We start from the raw sequence: 23,998 nt of genomic DNA, 5'->3' as shown, positions 1-23,998 counted from the left end.
TCTCATCTGCCTATGAGTTTTTGATTATTTACAGTTAAGCTCGCGGAAGCACTCGATATCGGAGGAGTAGATTATATGACAAAGCCGATTAATATCTTTCCGACAAATACTTAACAAAATCTACTCATTTAAAGTTAATAAGTCCCCTATTTTTTTCATATACATTTTATATTGGACTACTTTAAATTAAGGAGAGAATAATTGTGGACATTTACGTAAGACCAGGGGATTCTCTTTGGCGTTTCAGTGAAGTGTTTAAAATACCTCTTCAACTAATTAAAGATTCGAACCGAAATATTAATTCTCAATTTTTAAGGGTCGGACAGCGCATTCGAATTCCGGGATTTGTTACGGTCAATTATCAAGTAAAACAAGGAGATAGTTTTTGGCAAATAGCCCAAAGCAGAAATCTCCCATTAGGAGCCATCTTGCTTGTCAACCCCGGGCTTAATCCAAATCAATTACACATTGGACAGACAATCCGCATTCCCCAACGAATCACATGGAGGCTCGTCAATGGTAAACAAAATTATACTTACACGATTATGATGAATGATATCAAAAAGCTTCTCGATGCTTATCCATTTCTACAAAGCTCTACTATTGGACATTCTGTTTTACAACATGAAATCCCAGAGCTTCTCATCGGGAACGGAACTAAGCGTGTCCATTATAACGGCTCCTTTCATGCGAATGAATGGATTACGACTTCGATTATTTTAACTTTTATAAACGACTATCTACTCTCTCTCACCAATCAAAGTACAATTCGCGGTTTATCTCCATTACCACTTTACCAGCAAACAATCCTATCTATAGTTCCGATGGTCAATCCCGATGGTGTCGATTTAGTATTACAAGGGCCACCTAATGACGAAGTATTAAGAAATCAGCTTCTTACTATGAATCACGATAGCACCGATTTCTCAGGTTGGAAGGCTAATATAAATGGTGTCGATTTGAACGATCAGTTTCCTGCAGAATGGGAACTCGAACGTGCACGAAATCCAAAAATACCTGGGCCAAGAGATTTTGGCGGACAACGACCTTTGTCCGAGCCTGAGGCCATTGCTATGGCTGACTTAACAAAGAAACGCGATTTTGCCAGAGTTCTTGCGTTTCATACACAAGGCAGGGTGATTTATTGGGGTTTTGAAAATCTCGAACCACCAGAGTCAGAAATCCTTGTTAATGAGTTTAGCCGGGTCAGTGGCTACGAGCCTATTAATTCAGCAGGCAGTTATGCGGGCTATAAAGATTGGTTTATTCAGGATTGGCGTAGACCTGGCTTTACAGTTGAGTTAGGTAGTGGTACAAATCCACTTCCGCTTAGCCAATTCGACGACATCTATGAAGAAACATTAGGTATATTCCTTGCAGCATTGTATATGTAATAAAAAGAGCCGTTCAATGCTAAATAAATATCCCCAATCCCCTTTTACTTCTGATGTAAAAGGGGATTTTTTGACCTCTAATAATTACACCTTGGTGAAAATATGGACGTATTTGGAAAAATTACTTTGACAGGCAGAGTAATGTTTGCTAATATTACTCTAACAGATAGAGCAATAAAAATTAAGTAGGTGACTTATGGTTCGAAGTGACATCATCCGCGGACACTTGGATTCCATTATTTTAAGGTTAATTTTAGAGAAAGACCGTTATGGTTATGAAATTTCTCAGGAAATAAGTATCCGCACAAATAATCGATTTCAAATTAAAGAAGCAACTTTATACGCAGTTTTTCAACGTCTTGAGAAAAAGGAAATTATTGAAGCCTATTATGGTGATGTTTCACACGGAGGCAAAAGAAAGTATTACCGTATTACCCCGTTAGGTAAAGCTTATTTAAATGAGCTAGTAAAAGAGTGGTCGGAAGTAAAAGAAATTATCGACTTATTTATGGAGGGCTTAGAATGAAAAAGATAAAAAATCATATTGATGAGCTTTTTAAAGACATTCCTCGTAATAAAGAAACAGAGATGGTGAAACAAGAAATCATTCAAAACCTTGAAGAAAAAGTATTTTATTTAATGGATCAAGGGAAAGAACAAGAGGATGCCATCAACAAAGCCATCGTGGAGTTTGGGGATATCGAGGATTTAAAAAAGGAATTAGGTGTTAAGGAGCCCGAAAAGAAAAACATGTCTAAATTAAATTTAGAATTCTCTATATGGGGTAGTGGCTTAATTATTGCATTTTTTATTTTTATTAATCTTTACTATACACCAAATACAATTTGGGCAATCTATCCAATCTTCGCAATATTATGGTGGCCATTATCTATGTACTTCGTTTGGTCACGTAAGAAATGGAGGGAATAAAACATGAAGAACCTTATTAGCTTTTCGATTGTTGGTAGTTTGATGACAATGATTTTTTTAGGAATCGTCAATTATACGACTTCACCTCAGACGATTTGGTTTATGTACCCGTGCTTTTTAGTTTTGCTATGGCCTATAACTTTATTTTTCATGTCTAAAAGAATGTATAAACAATATTCTCTTGTTTGTAGTGCCATGATTATTGCTTTTCTAATCATTGAAAATTATTTATACTCACCCGATTATATATGGTTCATTTATGCGATTTATCCAATTATCTGGTGGCCTATTCTTATGTATTTAGAGGAAAAAGCAAAAACATTAAAAATTGCACTAATAGGCTGTGCAAGTACCATTATTTATTACTCCTTATTAAATATTATTTTATCTCATCCATACCCTTGGGCGATCTATCCATCATTTTTAGTAATTTGGTGGCCTTTAGCTTTATACCACGCACAAAGAAAAACGTTTGTAGCCTTCTCTGTTACCGCTACAATTCTTATCAGTATCTTTTTTATTACAGTAAATATTGTCTCTTCACCAGGCGTAATATGGGCGATTTACCCAATTTTTATAGTCCTATGGTGGCCCCTTAGCATGTACTTTTATGTTTATAAAAGAAAAATATACAATTCAATAACTCTCCCTAAAAGAGTCTAAAAATTCCGATTATACTTCATGTTCGCAGGGGGAAATAGATGAAAAAGATAATGAAGTTTATAAAATATACTGGAATAATTACCATCGTATTAATCATAACAGCGCTTTTATTCCCTACATGGACTTCCCATATTAAAGGTAATAACAGTGTAAGTGCATTAGAGCAAGTAAAGATAAATGGAAGTAATCATGAAGTTATGATACGTGGCAAAGATAAGGATAATCCTGTTATTATTTTTGTCCATGGAGGGCCTGGATGTTCAGAAATACCGTATGCCAGTAAGTATCAAAACTTATTGGAAAACAATTTTACGGTCGTGAATTACGACCAAAGAGCAAGCGGAAAATCATATCATTTTTTTGAGGATTATTCTAATCTTTCATCAGACTTACTCGTAGATGACTTATTGGCCTTGACGGATTATATATCAGATCGTCTTGGCAAAGAAAAAGTAATATTAATTGGCCATTCTTATGGTACGTATATTGCAACGCAAGCTGCCTCTAAAGTTCCTGAAAAATTTACAGCATATGTTGGAATTGGACAGATGAGTGATACAGTAGGAAGCGAGATTGACGGTTTGAATTACGTTATTCAGCAAGCTGAATCCGATGGTAATACAGAGGATGTTCTATATTTACAAGGGTTAACTAAACAAGTTGAAAATGGCGAGATGTATACTCCACGGAAGTATATTGCAAAATATGGTGGAGCTTCAAGACTTATTGATATCCCTGATGGGAATATCATAAATATGTTATTCAGTCGTGAGTATAACTTATTAGATGTGATTCGTTACAACTATGGGCTATCCTATTCTCAAAAAACTCTATTAGAGGAAGCAATGGAAAATTCTGTATCTACTAAAGTAAAAAAACTTGAATTACCATGCTATTTTGTTATGGGTAAATATGATTATCAAACTTCATCTAATGCAGCAAAAAAATACTTTGATATGATTGAAGCCGATAAAAAGGAATTTATTGCCTTCGAACAATCAGCTCATTATCCACAATTTGAAGAGAAGGAAAAATTTTATAAGTGGATGTGCGATACGTTTATAAAATAAATGTAATTGTGTTAATTTCATAATCTTGGATCCATTCAAATTATTAACGGGGGCATTCATTCAATAAGGGTTATTTATGAAGTTAATCTGCCCTATTTGTTTAATAAGAGCGTACTTTAATCAATTCTTTTTCATATGCCCTGGATATAAGTTGAGCCATCGAAGTTATCGATATAGTCAATAGCAACGATTGTAAGTAGCCCACATAATTCATTTGCTATATAATTTAGTTACTAAATATTTTAATGGGCAGTGATACTATGTCAAAAAATGAGCAATTGCACAATGTAGAAATGATTATGAAAGAGATGCTTGAAATACAGCATAAATCAAAAATGTTTGTAAATCTCTTATCTGAGGGAGAATCATTATCTCAAAACCAACTGGTCCTCCTACTTCAACTAAAAACTAATAGTGGTATGAAGGCAACAGAAATTGCTGAGTTCTTTAGTGTGACACCAGGAGCCGTTACATCGATGTGTGATAAACTGGAAAAGTTAGAATTAATAGAGCGGATAAGAGAGCAAGAAGATCGTCGTGTTGTAAAAATGGTATTAACTAATAGCGGTGAATTAAAGGTTCAAGACTTATTTTTAAAGTTTCCACAGGAAAAACTGATAGACATGGCAAAAATATTGCGTGAGGTTAATCAGTTAATGAATAAAATTTTTTAGGATTTCATGAAATTGAAATCCTTTTTTTATTGCCCAGAAAGTACATAAAAAGTTCATGGCGAGATTTTTGTTCTTGACAAAACAAAGCGACATATACTTTAATTAATATATGTTTTAATTATTGAAATATATATTAATTAAATTAACATGAGGTGATTATCCGTGATTCAAAAACTACGTACAGTAACCCTTACTAATGGCACTATTAAAGACTTAGCAGCAGACTGTGAGCAATTAAATATCCGTGGATTTGTTACTTTACATCAAGAAATACGCGTAAAAAAAATCTCTACTCAAGGCCATAGTTCTTTTCATTCCCGCGTTGAAGCACAAATTTTAAATAGTACAGGGTCATGCTCTATAAAAGATTTTTGTGAAATTAATGAGGTTAAAAATGCCGGGAACTTAAATATGCGTAATGGACGAATAACAAAGTTGAATAGTTCTGGAAAGTTGACCATTGAACAAAACTTACAAACAGAACAGTTTCATGCAGTCGGTTTTGTTAAAGCGAATGAAATAGTGGCCAAACATTTTCAATTAAAAATGTCTGGTGGAAATGAGATTGGAAAGCTTATTGCAGATGTGATACATGTAGAAAAAGATACGTTATCTATATCTTTTCTAAAGAAAAAGCTGAAATGTACATGTATTAAAGGAGAACAAATACACCTTTCCTTCACAGATGCGGAAATTGTTGACGGAGAAATTGTAGCAATAGGCGATAGTTGTCATATACAAACACTTTATTATACAAAAAGCTATTCGATTGCTAAAAACGCTAAGGTGCAGCAAATTATACGGAGGGAAAAGGAATGACATTCATAAAAATCATTCAAGGCTTTTTTTACTCGTTAGCCCTTCTCGTATTATCTGTCCTCTATGCAGGGCTGATCCTAAGTGCATTACTGTCAATGGTAGCCGGTATTTTGCGAACAATCGGCTTGGAACAAATACAAATGAGCATTTGGAATGGTGTTGAGCTTCCGATCGCTTTCAGCATTCCCCTAGCGCTCTTATTTTCTTTGTTACTGTTCTTTTGTTCAATGTATATCAAACGCTCTATCCAATTTTGTTTTTCCAAGCTTAAATTTTAAAATTAGAAGCACACCTTTAGTTTGAAAATAAAAGGTGTGCTTCTAATTATTTATTTTACTTTTACATAGTCAATAAATTTTTTGCGCTTTTGTCATTAATTAACGCCTTTTTAAATATATTAGATAATATGGATAAAAATTTCTCGATATAACTTATTACCAAAAGTGTATATGAGAATCGATAAAGCATATGCTGTGAAATATAAGGTGATTTACGTTCTGATAATAGCTTATTTTTTTTGCAAAATACTCTTCCTCAAGGATTTGAGAAATAAAAAAATAGAACCTTTCATCCAAAATTAGAATGAAGGCTCTATTTTATTTTGTAGAAACAAATCGTCTACATCCTTTGTTTCTACATCAGATTTTATTTTAAACGAAGCGCTTCGTCTGTTGTTTCGTTAACTTCTTTAAGAAGCTCTGGATTATCTACTAATGCCTTGCCGTATGATGGGATCATTTCTTTAATTTTTGACTCCCACTCGTTAACATGTTGAGGGAAACATTTATTAATTACCTCAAGCATAACGTGTACAGCAGTAGATGCACCTGGAGAAGCTCCAAGTAATGCTGCGATTGAGCCATCAGAAGCACTTACAACTTCCGTACCAAATTGAAGTGTCCCTTTACCGCCAGCTTCTGTATCTTTAATAACTTGAACACGTTGACCAGCTACAATAATATCCCAATCATCGCTCTTAGCATTTGGGATGAAATCACGTAGCTCTTCCATACGTTGTTCTTTAGATAGCATTAGTTGTTGGATTAAATATTTTGTTAATCCCATTTCTTTAACGCCTGCCGCTAATAACGTTGTAAGATTATGCGGTTTTATAGAAGCAAATAAGTCCATATTTGAACCTGTTTTTAAGAACTTAGGTGAGAAGCCTGCGAACGGTCCAAATAGTAAAGATTTTTTGTTATCAATATAACGTGTATCAAGATGCGGAACAGACATTGGTGGAGCACCAACTTTAGCTTTTCCGTATACTTTCGCATGATGTTGTTCAGCAACTTCTTGGTTTTTACATACTAAGAATAATCCACTGATTGGGAATCCACCAATATGTTTCCCTTCAGGAATACCTGATTTTTGTAGTAACTCTAGGCTTCCTCCACCAGCGCCAAGGAAGACAAATTTTGCTGTATGGTATTCCATTTTACAGCCATTTTTGTCATGCACTCGTACTTCCCATGAACCATCGCTAGTACGTTTCATGCTTTCAACACTATGATTGTAGTTGATGTCAACGTCTTTATTTTTTAAGTGGTCGAATAACATACGTGTTAATGCACCAAAGTTAACGTCTGTACCAGTGTCAATTTTTGTCGCAGCGATCGCTTCATCTGCTGGACGATCCTCCATAATAAGAGGAATCCATTCCTTTAGTGTTTCTGGGTTGTCAGAAAATTCCATACCTTGGAATAAAGGATTTTTTGTCATCGTTTCATGACGTTTTTTTAGAAACTCTACATTGTCTGCACCTTGTACTAAACTCATATGAGGTAAAGGCATAATGAAGTCTTGCGGATTACTGATCAGTTGGTTGTTCACAAGATAAGACCAAAATTGTTTTGAAAGTTGGAACTGTTCATTAACTTTAATCGCTTTGCTGATATCGATTGATCCGTCTTTTTTCTCTGAAGTGTAGTTAAGCTCACAAAGTGCCGCATGCCCAGTTCCCGCATTATTTAATTCGTGAGAACTTTCTTCACCAGCTTTATCGAGCTGCTCAAACACTGTAATTTTCCAATCTGGCGCTAATTCTTTGAGCATTGTCCCCAAAGTCGCACTCATGATTCCGGCACCAATTAAGATAACATCTGATTTAATTTGTCTGTTACTCATTTTTACCTTCCTTATATATTAAGATTTGCAGAAAGGATGTAAAGCGCTCCTGCTTAGATGTCTCAGTAAGCCTAGGAGTAGCCTAGGAATACACCTTTTCTGTATCAATTATTACCTTATTGCAGTGTATCATAATTACATAAAGATTAAAATATCAACTATCTATATGAGAGTTATGTGCATTTTTCGAGCCTTCCCCTTAATAAATCAAGAGAAAAACCTCCTATTCCACCACAAAGAAACCTAACCTTTATTTAAGTTTTATGGAATAATTGACCTAAAATTGGCTAGCGTTTTCATATGATAATGCAGATTTTTTAATATTATATTTATATAATAACATAAAAATATGGAACCAGTCTTGTTTTTGCACCAGCTCCACCACATATAAAAATATAACGAATATTCTTAATCGTTTCTAGTGTTATCTTAAAATTATTTCTTTTTTATTCTAACCAAAAAATTAATTCTCATCCTATTTATTTTTCGACAGGGCTTTTTATTTTCCAACCATCTATTTTGAAACCACCCATCTGATTAAATACATGGTTTACTAACTGTTCATATGCCTCCATCATCTTTTGTTTGTTCACTTCTAATAATGCTTTTAAAAACAATTCTTTAAATATTGAATCGGGAAAAACATTTTTTAAATATTTTTTAATATATGTTGGATCTATAAGATAAGAATGTACTTGATAGTATGGAATGCTTTCTAACCTTAGAAACTGACAGTACTCAGAAAATAAATTAGCTAATGAATTAAAATATACAAAGGGGAAATCCACTCTTTGTTGTTCAAAACAATCCTTTAAATTATCTAGTGAATCCCATAGTGAATATTTTTTAATTTCTAAAACTGTTTTATTTAGTTCATCATAATCATTGTTTAGCCAATATTCCGCTTCGATTTTTAATTCATTAAGCGTCCCCGTGTTATCAAATAAAATCTTTCCTGTAATAAATTGAACCATGGACATTGTTCTTTGGTTTTGAAAATCTTGTTGAAAGTATTTGCGAATTTGTTTTGGTGGATTAGCGAAATATTCTATAAGAAAACCATTCATAATCCTATTCCCTCGCTCTCGCCAATCAACATCTTCAGATAAAATAATATGTACATCTATATCAGAACGCTTTGAAGGATCTCCTGTTATATAGCTCCCACATACGAGTGCCCCTACAACATCATTTCGATTCTTCCAATCTTTTAAAAACTCTTCCAGTGCCATTTTCCATTCTTCCATAAAACTATCATCACCCTTCTTAAAAATCGGACTTTGGAATACAACAATATATTCAAGATTTATTCAAGAAAACCTTTTACTTTTTATAAAAAAAACACAGCCCATTAGCTGTGTTAAATTATGAAATATTATCTTTTTTATGATGTTCCCTTTGTTTTCAGGATCTCTTTTGTTCAATTAGATGAATATCTTAATTGTCTCTAAAATGATGTCGTTATTCTAATTAGAACACCCATCTAACCTTTATTTTTTTCTAGCAGCTGCTCCATTTTATGATCAGCACGTAGCAAGACTTGCTTTATTTGTTTAATCTCATTTTCTCTTTGAATCATCTGTTTATACTTATTTTGAAATAATATTTTCAGCTGTTGAACGTTTTGGATTTCCGCTTCTGTCAATTCATCATTTTCATCCGTATTTTGCGACCATTCAAAAAGCATTTTAATTTCTTGAAGTGAAAAACCACATTGTTTTAGTTTACGAATTGCACTAATGATTTCAATATGTTCCTCGTTATACTCACGATATGTGTTTTTTATTTCCGGATGTAATAAACCCATTTTTTCGTAATAACGAATCGTATCTTTACTAAGATCCGTACATGTAGCAAATTCGCCAATTTTTATGATCATCACCTACTACATTATAAATTTATAAACCAATAATAGTAATATACAATGGAATATGAAACGAACGATATGGTGACTATATCTTAGCTGTTTATTTGTTAATAGCCCTTCCGCAACTGTTAATACATGTAACAGAACAAATTCTAGAATTAGTAACATCAGTACTAGAGCTTTGTTTGGTAAAAATATTGTTACAAGAATACTGATAGATATGACCACAAATAAGAATGTTCGTACTTGAAATCCATTCTCTTTCCATTGATGCAAGCCTGCAATCCCTGTTAATAATGCGTATACCCCTATCAATACATAAACAATAATATCCATTTACATCACCCCATCCTTTTAATACTTTCACTTTAAAAGATGGAGTTAACTCCATGTCAACAGATTAAAATCAGAAGAGCAGTAATCATTCTTTTAGAACTACTATCTATCGTTAGTACAAGAAATATACTGCTGTTACTAATTAAGTCATAAACCCAATTTCAACTATGAATAGATCAGTCTCTTTCTCCTAATCCTACTTATTTAAAAATATCAGCTAAATAGTTTTGAATAGATCCTGGTAATAGTTGAAAAAATAATCCTTCATATTTGATATCGAGTATACCAGCAATGAAAATAATAATAATGGTGAATAGTAAAAGGGGCTTCTTATTTTTAGAAATCCACTTCAATAATCTCCCCTCCTCTGAAATATAACATTTATAGTTTGCAAATTAAGTATATATTGATTCATGTAATATAGAAACCTAACCTTTTGATCATAAAATCATTCTGTCACCCAAATTGGAGATGTTACATAAATTAAAATGACGCTGCTTATTATAAAGTCGGTTTTCTTTTAGCTTGTTTCACCAATTTTTGATTTTAATAAAGAAAGGAATAGCAATGGTAAACTTTAAATCATTTCGTGGGGTCGTTACTCAGATTGATGATTTTCCGATCGGGCAAAATGGGGAAAAGGAAGACTGTTATAAACTTATGACGGTAGAAGATAGTACTCAGGGCATTATCAATTTTGTCGTCTCACCTTCTACTTATTTTGTAAACCAAGAAATTGTAACAATCGGTGATCTGATTACTGGATATTATGATGGGAATGCACCTGTTCCTTTGATATATCCACCTCAATATCGAGCCCTCGTCGTCGTAAAGGAAAATAGCTTTCAAAATGTAAAAGTTGACTTTTTTAATAACCAATTAGTGAGTAGTGATGGTCAATTACAACTAAATCTTTCTGCTTATACACTTATCTTGCTTAAAAATGGGCAACCTTTTTCAAAAAGCCCGGCAAATCGAAACTTAATTGTTATTTATGGTCCTACTACAAGGAGTATTCCTGCACAAACTACTCCGTATAAAATAATCGTTTGGTGTTAAGAATAGGTTCGTCACCATAACGTGGGGTTGATTTCCGTTCCGACTGGACGCTTTGTTGCTGCCGCTTCGCTTTCGCACAGAGCAAAGCTTCCTGGGGGCGTCCGATGAGCCGCTTCACTCGCGAGGCTCGCTCCAGGGTCTCATCTGTGACGCTAATCCCCAAGGAGTCGCCAGCCTCCACTCCAATCAACTTATATGGCATACGTTTTTAATAAACATCATTCCTAACTTTTAGTAATGATACAAAAACTAAATTAAATGTAAAAAAAGACTGAAAATATTTCCCAGGAAAGATGCTCAGTTTTGGAGAGAGTGTATTCCAATTCGTTGGATTACAGCCCAGGATCCATCGGAAAAGAAAACGTTATGTTTCCTCTTCTGCGCAATATAGCACTAATAATCGACTAAAATGTAAAGTTACTACAAGCAAAAGGAATACAATTAAGCGGCTCAAGTCCTTTTAGGCTTAAGCCGCTTAATTGTATTATTTTTATATCCTCTGTCTACTGTTTGCCTTGCATTTCGTGTAATTGCTGCTTGATTTGCTCTAAGTATTCTTTATTTTGCTGGACTGTATCCAAATGCTCACCAAATTGCTTTGCATTCATGAATGCATTTTCTGCATGTTCGATTTGATTGAAAGCATGCTCAATCGCTATCTCCTCCGGATGTGACTTTGCATGCTTCAACAAACGCTCTGCCTTTTGGACAGAGTTCCCAAACAAAGTGCTTGGATGATCCTGTTTCCAGCTCATATCTGAGTGCTTAGCCAATTTTGCCTCTTCCCTTCGTGCCAATTTGATATAAGTAATCTAGATATAGTATTGGAAAATGTGCAGAAAATATGTACGGAAAATTTAATGAATATCTATGTAATCTAAGCTTAAGATAAATTCATATTTGAAAGGGGATAATGTCATTGGAAATGAATAGGATTCAAAACAAATCGGAATTCCAGTTAAAGAGTTAGATCGAGCTATACATTAGGGCTTTCACTTTTATTTAATACTGACAGCATGGCATTCTTTGATTGTAATGGATTACGTATTTTGTTAATACTGCCAGAAAAAGACGAATTTTCAAGTTGAAAATATGAGCATGACTTATGAGGATTTAGTAAATAAAAATGTTACGTTTATCGACGAACCACATGTATTAGCAAAAATGGGACAAACAAGAAACATGGATGGTATTTTTTAAAGATACAGAAGATAATACTCATGCATTCATGAGTGAAGCGCAAGTTTAAGAAGAAAGGAAACCGTCTAATATGCGCGTCTCCTTTAATAAGCCTTTTAATACTTCACTTTCTAGAGTAAATTGCACTATTTTCGATACGGTACTTCAAGTACATTTCCTCTAGCGTGTATCAATTACATCTACCAACCTCCTTTACTTATGATACGATTCTCCATGACTAGTTTTGATGTAGAGTACTATTCCTTTGTTACCGGTCATTATTCAAATTATAATCAAGCTCACCTATCATTTAGGTTGAAATCATCAAGGAGAACCAACATGAACAACAATAAGGACAACACAGAAATCATCTTACTTTCTGATCCACCCGAGTGCTTGATGCATCCGTTTTATAATAAACAAATCGTTTTTACAGGGGCCCTTTCCACGATGACACGTTCAGAAGCTGCGAAAAGAGTACGATCTTGTGGAGGAATTATGCAAGGGACTGTGACACAAGATACAGATTTCGTTATTCTCGGGGACAAACGTCGCGGTATAAGTACGAAACAATTAAAAGCGGAGAAATTAATTAGCCTCGGCCAAGACATTCAAATTATTATTGAAGATGATTTTATTTGGCTCATTTCAATGCCAAAAGAAAAGCTGCCTCCAATTTAAATACCATTCTTTAATCCATCTCATCTTAAAAGGTATGGAAAACAACTATGTTCACATACCTTTTCACCTATTTTATTACTTCAAACTTATGATCGTAAGTCTAAATGATTTTAATTTGAAAGCTCATAATTCCATAAAAACTAGAACAGTTCACTAGACGAAGTTTAAAAAATAACACGGCTTAGTTTACTACACAATTCAACTCTAATATAGAACATATCTTATAGTATCCTAGCAAAAGGAGGTGATAAAATGGTACAAATTCTTGATTACCAAGCAACTGAACCTCTAAGTACGTTTAACCCAGCAACTGCTTTTCCAATTCCGCAGGCACCATTTAAAATTCTTTTAGCTTCGATTCAAATAAACATCCCAGGCACCGCTTCAAGAAACAATAGTGTTGAGCTACTTGCAAGCATCGGCGTGGCAGGAGTTACTGATATTTCCCAAATTGTATTTAGAGTCTTCCGCAACGGGAAAGAAATCTATAATACGCAAGATGGAGTAGAGTCAGCTGATTCAGAACAAAATTACATCTTTACCTTCCAAGCTATTGATTCCAATTTGATAGCTGGCGCTAACTTCTATCAGGTTTTTGCTGAGAATATTACACCCAACACACAAGCAAACATTGTTGGACCGATTTCTTTTAGTGGCCTAGCTATAAAAAGTTAACGAATAGTTCTTACTATGCCTCTTGATTATGTTTATGCCCCATGCAAATTTAAGGCATACATGATCAATTTTTTAAGAGTGTTGATAGAGTGAGACGTATGCTTTAAGGCATATTAATTAAAAAATAAGCTGTACAGAAGTTATTAAAATTTAACTTTCTATACAGCTTATTTTTTCGTTTATATTATACTTCCCAAGATCTTCATCTCTATAGATGTCCATTGTGAGAAATTGATAAAAATTATTTTTAAACAAATTGGCGATAACTGCTTAGCAATTGGTGTAAAGTAGCGCTTTTCAAATCAGGCTAACCAATAGTTTTATATTTTTTCGTTTTTCTTTAAATCGATCAAAAATTTTAAATAGATTACAAGTAACGACATATAGAGGACTTAATAAAAAAACGTATCTACTTTCAGGAGCCAAATAAGCTACAAGAAAAGTCATTGCCTGTTTGTCATCACTTATTATCGATATGTACTTATTGATCAGTTCTTAAAGAAATAGCTTCCCTCGGAAAATCTGTTACAATGGTTTCTACGTTATTCATTTTTAATAGTTGTTCCATTTCTTTTCCATTATTAACAGTCCACACTCGGATATTAAAATCAGCGCCACTTTTTTTATCATATACTCCATTTAATAATAAATCCTTATGAAGATGTAGTCCTTCTAAATATAAACTTTTAACGTATTCAGAAGGGCGGCTCAGCTCATATTCTAATAACCAGGCGATTTTTGCACTTGGTTCCATTTGTTTCAATTTTAGAATAGAAGGTAAATGAAATGATGAGTAAACTACTTTATCAGCATAGTCAAATTGATTAACTATAGCTATCACTTTTTCTTGAATACCATCGTACGGAAAAATATTCGTTTTCAATTCTATGTTTAACTCAATCTGATAGGGGACAATTAATTCTAAAACTTCTTCTAGTGTCGGTATCCTCTCTTTACTCCAAACATTTTTATCAAACAATGCTAAGTGGGAAAATTTAATACCTGTACTAAACTGTTTTAATTGGGCTAAAGTATAGTCTTTGACATAGCCTGAACCATCTGTCGTTCGATCAATTTGTTCATCGTGAATCACGACTAATTTTCCATCTTTTGTTAAATGCACATCAAGCTCAATACCGTCCACACCTAAATCCAATGCATGACGGAATCCTAATAATGTGTTTTCTGGCATAGTCCCCATACTCCCGCGGTGACCAAAAATTTTCGTATGATTCATAAGCTATAGCATCCTTTCTTGGAAAAGGAGATAGAGAACAAAGCATATATTATCACTTCATTCTCTACGTCTATTACCTTAATCTTTTATTATGGAAATTTATTTACCTCTTGCTGCGTTTGATTGTTCGATGGCTGCATTCACTTGTTTAACCGCATTATCAAAGGTTTCGTCTACGCCTCCACCGTTATAAATTGTTTCAAGTGCCGTTTCCATGATTTTACGTTCTTGAGGAATCATATCCATTAATGCTCCTTGTGTCGCATAAGATGGTTTTGTTGCTTGAAGTTGTTGTACAGAAACTTGTAATTGCGGCATTTTTTTATAAGCATCTTTAACGACTTGCTGATCATAAGCAGCTGGGTTGATGGCGAAATAACCTGTACCTACATGCCATTTAGCTTGTACTTCTGGAGTTTGCAAATATTTCATAAATGCCCATGCTGCCTTTTGTTCTTCCTCATCTTTACCACCTGACATCCATAAACTTGCTCCTCCAATTGCTACACCTTGGCGTTCTTGACTTTCAGGGTGAGGGAGGAATGCTACACCTACTTTAAATGGTGCGTTATCTATAACATCTCTTGAAGAAGCTGAAGATTGTAAGAACATAGCAACATCGCCTGCTAAGAAACCTGAAACCATATTATCAGAGTTTGTTCCATAATTGGCGAAAGTTCCATCGTCATTCATTCTTTTCGCCCATTCAAAGATTGATTTCCCTTTTTCATTATCAAATGCTACTGCTGTAGGTGTTTTGGAGCGGCCATTGTCGTTATTCATAAGCAATCCACCTTGATTGGCTAATAATTCTTCAAATAACCAGCCATATGCTTGTAAGGCGAACCCTTTCATATGATCATTACTGGCAACGATTTTCTTACTTGCTGCTTCCACTTCTTCAAACGTTTGTGGAGCTTTTTCAGGATCTAACCCTGCCTTTTTAAAAGCATCTTTATTGTAGTACATGACAGGTGTTGATGAGTTAAATGGCATGGAGTAGAATTGACCATCCACTTTATAATAATTTATGATGTTTTTTTCAAGTCCACTCATATCATAGTTTTCAGCGTCGATAAATTTTTGAATCGGTTCGACTTTACCACTATTAATCATTGACATTGTCCCGATTTCTTGCACTTGAATCATTGTAGGTGCATCTTTTGTTCCAGCAACACTATGAAACTTCGGTAATGACTCTTCATAGTTTCCTTGGAACTCTGCATTCACTTGAACTTTATCTTGAACGTTATTATATTCTTCAACAATACTATTTAATGTTTCTTGAGGTACACCATTCATCGAATGCCAAAATGTTACGACTGTTTGTTCCTTCGTCTTTGTTGCAGCCTCATTACTTGAACTACATCCTGCTGCGATCAATAATAAACTTGCCATAGATAAGGATAAAAGCTTTTTCTTCATGATCATCTCTCCTTTAGATTATTTATCTATTGATATTCTTAAAACCGATAATTATTGGACATTGCTAAATAGGAGTGTTCATTCATTCATTAACAAAACCAATTATTTAAGCGCACCTTCAGCTAATCCTTTTTGCAGTTTCTTCTGACCAAAGAATAATAAAAGCAACGTAGGGATAGCTACAATCATGGCACCTGCCATAACAACTCCCCATTGATTGACTGTTTCCTGTGATTGTAATTGCTTTAAGCCAATTTGAACGGTTCGTACTGTATCATTTGTTGTGGATAGAAGCGGCCATAAGTACATATTCCAAGCCGATAAGAAGCCATAAATCCCTAAGGTAACTAAGCTTGTTTTTGCGACAGGTAAAACGACAGTTAAATAAAATTTAAAATCACCCATACCTGCAACTTCACTCGCTTCTTTCAGTTCTTTTGGAATTTGTTTAAAGGTTTGTCTTAATAAAAATGTACCAAATGCTGTAGCCAAAAAGGGTAAGGCTAGTCCTGGATACGTATCAATTAAATTCATCCCTTTAATCGTTTGAAAGTTCGGGATGATGGATGCTTCAAATGGAATCATCATCGTTGCAATAAACAAGTAGAATATCACATCTCTACCTTTAAATTTTAGAAACACAAAAGCGTAAGCTGCTAAACTAGATAAAACTAACTGACCAATCATGATCAACAGGGAACTAATAAAACTGTTCAATAAAAATTTCAGCAATGGTAAGCGTTCAAATGCCTTCACATAATTCTCTATTGTCCAAGTAGAAGGTATGATTTTACCTAACATGACATCTTGATTGTTCATAAAGCTCATTAAAAAAGCCAAAATGATAGGTAGAAAGATGATCAGCGCTGAAATTGTGAGCAATATGTATAAGATAATTTTTTTGGAAAGAGACATCCTCATTGATAGTGGACCTTCCTTTCTCCGAGCTTAAACTGAATCACGGTCATAATTAAAATAATAATAAATAGGATTACCGCTTGTGCACTGGCTGACCCGTACTGATAATTCACAAAGGCTTCACGATAAATCGAGTAAACGATTAGGTTCGTTTCATTACTTGGTCCCCCTTTAGTCAACATATCGATTTGACCAAAGGTTTGAAAGGCATTGATGATGGACACAGTCGTCACAAAGAATAGGGTCGGAGAAAGCATAGGAATCGTAATCCGACGCAATTTGTAAAAATAACTGGCGCCATCAATATCGGCACTTTCATAAAGGTGAGAATCGATAGATTGCAAACCGCCAAGTAAAATTAAAAAGGTAAAGCCGATATTCATCCAAACCGTAGGTAATGAAACAGAAAGGAGTGCCCACGACGAATCTGTTAACCAAGCAATTTTGTCAAAACCAAATGTCACTAATAATTTATTAAAGAATCCAATACTAGGATGAAATAAGAACAACCAAAATACAGACGCAGCGGCTACAGAAACTCCCATTGTAGATGAGAAAATCATTCGAAAAATGCCAATACCTTTTAACTTTTCATTGGCCATAACGGCCAAAAATAAGCTTATGATAATCGTACCTGGCAAGGTGTATAGAACAAATAAAAAGGTTGATCCCAAACTTTTCATAAAAATCGGAGATGTAAAGAGATCTAGATAATTTTGTATGCCGACAAAAACCGTTGTGGCACCCGCTTGATTGGTTAAAAAGAAACTTAAATAGATTGTACGAATCATTGGATAAAAGATAAAAACACTAAATAAAAAGATGGATGGTAATAAGAATAGAAGTCCCTTTACAAAGTTTTTCCTACGTTGTTGTTTCTTTACCCTCTCATAATGAACTTGATTATGTTTAACCATCAATGCCGCTTCGTGATTCATTGTGCAACGACCTCTTGTTTCTGCTCTTTATATGCAGCTTGTAATAATTGACCGGTTTCGAAATCAAAGAAACAAAAATGTTGAACGGATAGTTTAACTGGAACTTTATCACCCGGATAAATCATCCATTGCCCTGGCCATTTAGCATTCCATAATTGGCCGCCTAATTCTTCAAAGACGATCATCGTTTCATTTCCTAGTTGCTCTACACCTACAACATTCAACTTATGCGTTGCTTCGTGTTCAGCTGCCGGAAAAATATGTTCTGCTCTAATTCCAATCGTTGTCTTTTTGGCCGATGGTATATTTCTTAAGTCTGATGGACTTAATTTAAACGTAAGCTTACCTTCAACCATAATTTGTTGTTTTTCAACGGATAGTTCAGCATTTCCCATATTCATCTTTGGAGAACCGATAAAAGAGGCGACAAATGTATTGGCCGGTTCGTTATATAACGTAATCGGTTTCCCAACTTGCTGAATTTCCCCGTCATTTAACACCATAATTCTGTCGCCCATCGTCATGGCTTCAACTTGGTCATGGGTCACATAAATCATCGTAAGTCCCAATTCTCTTTGTAATTTGCGAATCTCAACACGCATATGTGCACGCAATTTAGCATCTAAATTAGAAAGCGGTTCATCCATTAAGCAAAGTGGCGCTTCACTTACAACTGCTCTAGCTAGGGCCACCCTTTGTCTTTGACCACCTGATAGTTCCCTCGGTTTTCTTTTCAATAATTCACTTAATCCAATCATTTCTGCCGTTTCTTGGAGTTTTCTTTGTTGTTCTTTTTTATCAACTTTTTTAATATCTAAACCAAAAAGAATATTTTGTTCGACTGTTAAGTGAGGATAGAGTGCATAATTTTGGAAAACCATCGATAGATTTCTATGTTTAGGAGACAGATGATTGGCTACTTTATCATTGATCTTCAGTACACCCCCAGTTATTTCTTCTAATCCCGCAATCATTCTTAATAAAGTACTTTTCCCACAACCAGAAGGTCCGACTAAAACAAAGAACTCCCCCTTATTAATTGAAAGGTTTATTTCACTTAATACATGGGACTTTTCATCATATGATTTTGAAACATTAACCAGTTCAGCGTGCGCCATTTAATAATCTCCTTCTTTCCTTTTACTATTTGTTTATAACTCTCTTTTCTTAAATTGTTGTAAAAATGAGACCAATTCATCAATAGTATGAACCTTATGATCCCAAGGAGTCTGATCTACTTGTCGATAATCCGAAATAAAAATTGTCCTAGCTCCTAATTTACGAGCCGGGTATAAATCATTAATGGGATTATCGCCAATAGAAAGAATTTCTTCTGGTTTATATCCTTTTTCCATTAACATTTTTAGAACTTGCTCCATACCATTCGGTTTTTTTCCATCATAAATGGCTTGATCAAAATAAGGGAGCACCTCTAAATATTCTAAAAATACCTCTCCTGACTCAAAGGGAGCATTCGTAAGAAGCACTTTCATCTCCACATCGATATTCTTTAACACTTCGACCAAAGACTCACTTTTTGGAATCTCATAGTCAGCCGTTAACATCTCAGCCCTCACTCGGCTATAAGCATTGGTTCTAGTTTCTTCACTGATTCCTAACTTCTCTCCAAACAAATAGGCTATACACCACGGATCTCCGATATAAAACAATTGGCTTTCTCTAGAAAAATGATGATTCAGTTTCTGACCATCCCAATCGAAAGCACAATTTGGGACTAATTCCGAATGCGTAAAAATACTATTTGTTGCAAAATCGTAGTAATGACCTAAAGAGACGCTATGCTTGCCGTTTAAGATGTCATAAACTTCGTTAATGACCCGCTCGATTTCCTTGTCGCTATATCGATCATCTAACATATAAGTTATGTATCTTTCTAAAAAGGAATCTTCTTGATAGAGCGTTCCATCCATATCAAAAATCAATACCTTGATGTTATTTTTCCACATGGTAAACTCCTTTGTTCATGATTATAGAAAATGCAAAGCGTAACAAAAAAGAGAGACCTCAAATATATGTATATATTCATATACATGTATTTGAGGTCTCTCTGCCCGCACCATTTGTCTATTCACTTTATAGTTATAATATAGACGGTGTGTATTAAGTAAGTATTAATGATATGTAAATTTTGTTTATAATTCATTTAAGTTCATTTTCCACATTTCTGAGTTTGACGTCGAAATCGCAACGGCACCATTCTCGAGTGCTTCCTTAGCATGTTCAGGTTGGTTTAATAATCCACCCGTGATAATAGGGACTGACAACACATTTGTTAACTTTTTTATATATTCTGGTGCTCGACTGGGCATAATCTCAATGATATCTGAGCGAATCTGACTAGCATCCTCCACTAAGTTATTATAAACATCCGTATCAATTAAAAAGATTCGCTGAATCACAAAAAGTCCGCTTGATTTTGCCTTTTTTATAATTCCAGTCCTCGTTGTGACGATTGCGGACGGCTGAACATTTCTTTTTATAAATTCAATTCCAGCACGATCCATTTCTAATCCACCTATTTTTTCAACATGTAAAATAACTGGAAGCCCCTCAGACTGTATGAAATCCACATATCTCTTTACTGTTAAAATCGTTCCCGTCATTAATAATACAGCGCTTAAATTTTCTTTATACTTAATAGCTCGTTCAATATACTTTGGATCCTTTACCGCTGCCACCATTTTATGCTTTTCTAACCTTTCTTGCAAAACTCGCCCCACGGCGTATTTTTCCATAGACAAATTCCTCTCTTTGAAACATCTTCTGTTGAACGATGTTACATGTATTATTTCAATGTCATTGTAAAGCCTAGCTAAAAAAAAGAAAAGATACGGCCAATGTCCCATTGGAATCTGGTATACCAGATTCCAAATGTTTTTTCCCTCATTTCTTAGCGTATTAACTATACTGATAATCTCTTAAGATCTATCTAACGCAGGGCAATTTTTTGAGAAAAAAGATAAGGAATGCAGCAAGTTCTCTTCGCATTCTGTATGATTTTTTAACTGTCATGCTTATTTTTTGATGATTCAATGATATAAACGGTATTCTTCCTCATATACTATAATCTAAGGATGTGATTGTAATGAATTTAGGGATTGGCTTTTTACCCAAAAAGTATTATGAAAATGCACCTTCAACTGGGGGCTATTACTTTTTTATAAATGAAGGCATTCAATATTCCATTAATATTGGCGAGATGTATTATCCAGACTATACAGACGAACAACTTGCTTTATTTACAGAAAGCTTAGCCCCATTTCCACTTTATTATTTATTCGAGCAGAATAATAGAAAAATTATTGAAGAGATTAAACAAGAATTACATGATGCACAGCTACCATTTGAAGTATTTTATCAATCAAAAAAGAACACTTATTTGATGATTACTGTCATAAATCATCAAGAACTAATGCGCCTAATTCCTATCATGATTTGGCAGCATAATTATAATATGTGCTCTATTTGGTCAAATCGAAAAGACACGTTTATGATAGAGAGCAAAATTTGGGACGCGAAACGTACGGATGGGATAGATGCTTCGATAGAGGAGACCATTTGCATTCATTTTAACGAACAAACAACCGCTTTTTCTTTTAGTCATGACTTCAAAGGTACAGATATTTTTTCAAACGAAAATCGCTTTTCAACATTAGAAAATGTACAAAAGTTACTACCCTCATTTATTAAAACTGACATTATTGAATTTGGATAAATGAAAACCACCTAAAACGCTGACACTCAAAACGTTCTAGGTGGTTCTTTTCATAAACTGCACTTACTTATGATACGGTTCTCCGTAACTAATGTAAGTGCGGTTTTAACCAGTAACCTACTTTACACGGAAACGGTCAACACTCTGTTTCAATTCATCCGCCAGCCCATAAAGCATAGCTGCAAAACTGGCTACCTCTTGCATGGCTGCAAGTTGTTCTTCTGATGAGGCGGCGACGTGAGCGGAGTCGGCTGAAGATGAATTTGCGATACCCTCCAGCACTGTTAGTGAAGCCGCAACTAACTCGCTTCCTGATGACAGTTGTTCCGAAGCTGCAGATACTTCATCAATCTGATCAGACACTTTCTGAATCGACTCCACGATCGAACTAAATGTTTGCCCTGCCTTATTCGCAATGTGTGTACCTGCCTGGGCTTCTGTCATTGATTTATCCAAAGAAACCACTGTTTTACTCGTGTGATCGCTGATACCTTGGAGTATGTCAGTTATTTTCTCCGAAGAGGTTTTAGACCGTTCAGCGAGTATACGAATTTCTTGAGCCACAACGGCAAAACCTTTACCATGCTCACCTGCTCGCGATGCCTCAATCGATGCGTTAAGTGCAAGCAAATTGGTCTGATTAGCAATGCTACCTATTAATGTAACCATTTCACTAACTTGATCGCTTAATTTCTTCAGTCCATGGATTGCTTCGACCGATGTTTTCAAGTTTTGTTCAATTGTGCTCATTTGAGCAACTGTTGTTTCTATATCCTTCATTCCTGCATTTGCGCTATCTGCTGTAACCGAAGCCAATTCTGAGACGACAGAGGATGCATCTACGATTCTATGAATACCCACTCCCATTTCCTTCATTGATTGTTGACACTCATTAGTATGACGAAGTTGTTCATCGAGACCAACAGCAATGTTTTGAATGGCACCTGTGATTTCTTGCGTAGCTGCTTCGGTCTGGGCAGCGCTTTCTTGTAATTGAGAAGAAGATACTGCAACTTCATTCGAAGAATTTTGTATGTTATGGGTCAATATCCTAAGTCCGCTAATCATCTGATTAAATGAACTTGCAGCCTTACCAATCTCATTATGGTTCAGTACAGGAATTTCAACGGTTAAATCGCCTTTCGAAGCATGTTCAGACACTTCAGCTAAACGTGCAAGCGGACGCAACATTTTACGAAGAATGAATACAACCAACGCGATTAACATAAGTACAAAAAAAATACCAACCGTGATATTCGTCCATAGAATTCGTTGGAGTTCCTTTTTAACAATCCCATAATCGAAATCGACACCGAGCAACGCAACTGGTTTCCCGCTTCCGTCATTAATCGGTGCTAAATACGAGATGAAAGTTCCACCTTCATCAGTGTAAACATCAGTTAAGGTGCTACCGTTTCTCATTGTATCTTCGTAACTTTTAAGAAATTCCGAATCTAATTCATATAACGTACCTAACTCTTCAGCATATTCAACTGGATCCCGACCATATTCTGAGTTATATAAGTATTCTTTGCCATCCTTCTTGATAATGTCCGGTGTTAATAAATAGACATCCACTACCATATGATTGGATTTCATAGAATTCAAAATATTGGGGAGTTCCTCGAATGGTTTTCCCTCCAATGGTTGATGCTCAAGAATTGTCTTCGTTGCTTCGGCAACAAGAGGTTCATTTTGTTGAGTTATGGATTTAAATACTTTTCCATATTCATCAAATTGGCGAAAGTACGCCCCACGTTGTTCGCGGATGGACAGGGAAATCATTAATCCGATAACGATAATTATGAGAGCGGAGAGAAATAACGAGCTCGTAAATACTAAACTTCTAGAATTCGCTTTTTTAGAGCGCTTAGTTGTCCTCCTGGTATTTAATATTTTTTTTCTTCCAATCAAGGGAAAACCCATTTTCATTACACCTTCTATTTAACTTTGATTATTAATTACTTCTTTTGAATCTAAATTATGATATTTCCTTACAATGTCCTCAATACCCATCTTATCGTCATTGATAGTCACTTTTTAAATTATTTGTATACTACTCCTTCAGTTTGGTCATAAGTAAAAGCGAGAGCTGTTGGTACAACCAGCGTAGCTGCTGCATATCCTAGAGATTTATGATCAATTAAATTATATTTACCTAATTTAAGAGTAAGTAAAAATCAGTCCGTTTTTCCGAAATAATAGGTCCTCCAAAACACTATATAGTTCCCACATTAGCAGTGGTTTTTGTTGGATTAATTTTAGAATGG

The 23,998-nt window shown here is 34.9% G+C and carries 26 protein-coding genes and 1 pseudogene; 13 read left to right on the top strand and 14 right to left on the bottom strand.

The window, feature by feature from the left end; all coding sequences use genetic code 11:
- Nucleotides 1-203 precede the first annotated feature (203 nt).
- The 8 genes from ACIPKN_RS15315 (at nt 204) to ACIPKN_RS15280 (ending at nt 5,828) form a co-directional block, all read left to right on the top strand.
- The gene (locus tag ACIPKN_RS15315; RefSeq protein WP_400937554.1) at nt 204-1,394 is read left to right on the top strand and encodes a M14 family metallopeptidase; all 1,191 of its coding nucleotides are present in this window, start codon (nt 204-206) and stop codon (nt 1,392-1,394) included.
- A gap of 196 nt (nt 1,395-1,590) precedes the next feature.
- On the top strand, nt 1,591-1,920 hold the full coding sequence (locus ACIPKN_RS15310) for a PadR family transcriptional regulator (RefSeq protein WP_053482886.1): 330 nt from the start codon (nt 1,591-1,593) through the stop codon (nt 1,918-1,920).
- Nucleotides 1,917-2,324: a permease prefix domain 1-containing protein gene (locus ACIPKN_RS15305; RefSeq protein ID WP_400937552.1), complete on the top strand. Its 408-nt coding sequence runs from the start codon at nt 1,917-1,919 to the stop codon at nt 2,322-2,324. The genes ACIPKN_RS15310 and ACIPKN_RS15305 overlap by 4 nt, the downstream gene beginning before the upstream one ends.
- Nucleotides 2,325-2,327: 3 nt before the next feature.
- On the top strand, nt 2,328-2,987 hold the full coding sequence (locus ACIPKN_RS15300) for a hypothetical protein (protein ID WP_400937550.1): 660 nt from the start codon (nt 2,328-2,330) through the stop codon (nt 2,985-2,987).
- Nucleotides 2,988-3,025: 38 nt separating this feature from the next.
- Nucleotides 3,026-4,057: an alpha/beta fold hydrolase gene (locus tag ACIPKN_RS15295; RefSeq protein WP_400937547.1), complete on the top strand. Its 1,032-nt coding sequence runs from the start codon at nt 3,026-3,028 to the stop codon at nt 4,055-4,057.
- 260 nt (nt 4,058-4,317) lie between these two features.
- Complete coding sequence (locus tag ACIPKN_RS15290; RefSeq protein WP_400937544.1) at nt 4,318-4,731, top strand: MarR family transcriptional regulator; 414 nt, start codon at nt 4,318-4,320, stop codon at nt 4,729-4,731.
- 162 nt (nt 4,732-4,893) lie between these two features.
- The gene (locus ACIPKN_RS15285; protein ID WP_400937542.1) at nt 4,894-5,550 is read left to right on the top strand and encodes a hypothetical protein; all 657 of its coding nucleotides are present in this window, start codon (nt 4,894-4,896) and stop codon (nt 5,548-5,550) included.
- On the top strand, nt 5,547-5,828 hold the full coding sequence (locus ACIPKN_RS15280; protein ID WP_400937539.1) for a hypothetical protein: 282 nt from the start codon (nt 5,547-5,549) through the stop codon (nt 5,826-5,828). Before ACIPKN_RS15285 ends, ACIPKN_RS15280 begins: the two co-directional genes overlap by 4 nt.
- 367 nt (nt 5,829-6,195) lie before the next feature.
- On the opposite strand, the gene ACIPKN_RS15275 is transcribed toward ACIPKN_RS15280, so the two are convergent.
- The 5 genes from ACIPKN_RS15275 to ACIPKN_RS15255 form a co-directional block, all read right to left on the bottom strand.
- Nucleotides 6,196-7,677, bottom strand: coding sequence for a malate:quinone oxidoreductase (locus tag ACIPKN_RS15275; protein ID WP_400937536.1), 1,482 nt, complete (start codon nt 7,675-7,677; stop codon nt 6,196-6,198).
- Between the two features lie 479 nt (nt 7,678-8,156).
- The gene (locus ACIPKN_RS15270; RefSeq protein ID WP_400937534.1) at nt 8,157-8,924 is read right to left on the bottom strand and encodes a nucleotidyltransferase domain-containing protein; all 768 of its coding nucleotides are present in this window, start codon (nt 8,922-8,924) and stop codon (nt 8,157-8,159) included.
- 236 nt (nt 8,925-9,160) lie between these two features.
- Nucleotides 9,161-9,556, bottom strand: coding sequence for a MerR family transcriptional regulator (locus ACIPKN_RS15265; RefSeq protein WP_400937531.1), 396 nt, complete (start codon nt 9,554-9,556; stop codon nt 9,161-9,163).
- Between the two features lie 6 nt (nt 9,557-9,562).
- Nucleotides 9,563-9,880: a hypothetical protein gene (locus ACIPKN_RS15260; protein WP_400937529.1), complete on the bottom strand. Its 318-nt coding sequence runs from the start codon at nt 9,878-9,880 to the stop codon at nt 9,563-9,565.
- 200 nt (nt 9,881-10,080) lie between these two features.
- Nucleotides 10,081-10,233 carry a hypothetical protein gene (locus ACIPKN_RS15255; protein ID WP_185903528.1) on the bottom strand — a complete coding sequence of 51 codons (153 nt, stop codon included), beginning with the start codon at nt 10,231-10,233 and terminating at the stop codon, nt 10,081-10,083.
- A 214-nt stretch (nt 10,234-10,447) separates the two neighbouring features.
- Between ACIPKN_RS15255 and ACIPKN_RS15250 the strand changes: the two genes are divergently transcribed.
- Complete coding sequence (locus ACIPKN_RS15250) at nt 10,448-10,939, top strand: hypothetical protein (RefSeq protein ID WP_400937525.1); 492 nt, start codon at nt 10,448-10,450, stop codon at nt 10,937-10,939.
- Nucleotides 10,940-11,442: 503 nt separating this feature from the next.
- On the opposite strand, the gene ACIPKN_RS15245 is transcribed toward ACIPKN_RS15250, so the two are convergent.
- Complete coding sequence (locus ACIPKN_RS15245; protein ID WP_142510053.1) at nt 11,443-11,712, bottom strand: hypothetical protein; 270 nt, start codon at nt 11,710-11,712, stop codon at nt 11,443-11,445.
- A gap of 172 nt (nt 11,713-11,884) precedes the next feature.
- Here ACIPKN_RS15245 and ACIPKN_RS15240 point away from each other — a divergent pair.
- From ACIPKN_RS15240 to ACIPKN_RS15230, 3 genes and pseudogenes are all read left to right on the top strand, one after another.
- A pseudogene (locus tag ACIPKN_RS15240) lies at nt 11,885-12,188 on the top strand (VOC family protein).
- Between the two features lie 269 nt (nt 12,189-12,457).
- Nucleotides 12,458-12,799: a BRCT domain-containing protein gene (locus tag ACIPKN_RS15235; RefSeq protein ID WP_400937523.1), complete on the top strand. Its 342-nt coding sequence runs from the start codon at nt 12,458-12,460 to the stop codon at nt 12,797-12,799.
- A gap of 252 nt (nt 12,800-13,051) precedes the next feature.
- Nucleotides 13,052-13,474, top strand: coding sequence for an exosporium protein C (locus ACIPKN_RS15230; RefSeq protein ID WP_400937520.1), 423 nt, complete (start codon nt 13,052-13,054; stop codon nt 13,472-13,474).
- Between the two features lie 481 nt (nt 13,475-13,955).
- On the opposite strand, the gene ACIPKN_RS15225 is transcribed toward ACIPKN_RS15230, so the two are convergent.
- The 7 genes from ACIPKN_RS15225 to ACIPKN_RS15195 form a co-directional block, all read right to left on the bottom strand.
- Complete coding sequence (locus ACIPKN_RS15225) at nt 13,956-14,711, bottom strand: glycerophosphodiester phosphodiesterase (RefSeq protein ID WP_400937517.1); 756 nt, start codon at nt 14,709-14,711, stop codon at nt 13,956-13,958.
- Between the two features lie 99 nt (nt 14,712-14,810).
- Nucleotides 14,811-16,136 carry an ABC transporter substrate-binding protein gene (locus ACIPKN_RS15220; RefSeq protein ID WP_400937515.1) on the bottom strand — a complete coding sequence of 442 codons (1,326 nt, stop codon included), beginning with the start codon at nt 16,134-16,136 and terminating at the stop codon, nt 14,811-14,813.
- Nucleotides 16,137-16,238: 102 nt separating this feature from the next.
- Nucleotides 16,239-17,051, bottom strand: a complete 813-nt coding sequence (locus ACIPKN_RS15215) for a carbohydrate ABC transporter permease (protein ID WP_400937709.1) — start codon at nt 17,049-17,051, stop codon at nt 16,239-16,241.
- 2 nt (nt 17,052-17,053) lie between these two features.
- Nucleotides 17,054-17,992: a carbohydrate ABC transporter permease gene (locus ACIPKN_RS15210; RefSeq protein ID WP_142510047.1), complete on the bottom strand. Its 939-nt coding sequence runs from the start codon at nt 17,990-17,992 to the stop codon at nt 17,054-17,056.
- The gene (locus ACIPKN_RS15205; RefSeq protein WP_400937512.1) at nt 17,989-19,110 is read right to left on the bottom strand and encodes an ABC transporter ATP-binding protein; all 1,122 of its coding nucleotides are present in this window, start codon (nt 19,108-19,110) and stop codon (nt 17,989-17,991) included. Before ACIPKN_RS15205 ends, ACIPKN_RS15210 begins: the two co-directional genes overlap by 4 nt.
- Before the next feature lie 33 nt (nt 19,111-19,143).
- On the bottom strand, nt 19,144-19,959 hold the full coding sequence (locus ACIPKN_RS15200; RefSeq protein WP_142510045.1) for an HAD family hydrolase: 816 nt from the start codon (nt 19,957-19,959) through the stop codon (nt 19,144-19,146).
- A 186-nt stretch (nt 19,960-20,145) separates the two neighbouring features.
- Complete coding sequence (locus ACIPKN_RS15195) at nt 20,146-20,748, bottom strand: glycerol-3-phosphate responsive antiterminator (RefSeq protein ID WP_400937508.1); 603 nt, start codon at nt 20,746-20,748, stop codon at nt 20,146-20,148.
- 350 nt (nt 20,749-21,098) lie between these two features.
- On the opposite strand from ACIPKN_RS15195, the gene ACIPKN_RS15190 reads away from it, so the two are divergent.
- Nucleotides 21,099-21,728, top strand: coding sequence for a hypothetical protein (locus tag ACIPKN_RS15190; protein WP_400937505.1), 630 nt, complete (start codon nt 21,099-21,101; stop codon nt 21,726-21,728).
- 117 nt (nt 21,729-21,845) lie between these two features.
- Here ACIPKN_RS15190 and ACIPKN_RS15185 read toward each other — a convergent pair whose 3' ends face one another.
- Nucleotides 21,846-23,660, bottom strand: a complete 1,815-nt coding sequence (locus ACIPKN_RS15185; RefSeq protein WP_400937502.1) for a methyl-accepting chemotaxis protein — start codon at nt 23,658-23,660, stop codon at nt 21,846-21,848.
- Nucleotides 23,661-23,998 lie beyond the last annotated feature (338 nt).

It is taken from the genome of Lysinibacillus sp. NPDC086135, assembly GCF_044746345.1.
Taxonomy (GTDB): Bacteria; Bacillota; Bacilli; order Bacillales_A; family Planococcaceae; genus Lysinibacillus.
This window is presented reverse-complemented; position numbering and strand designations above follow the sequence as displayed.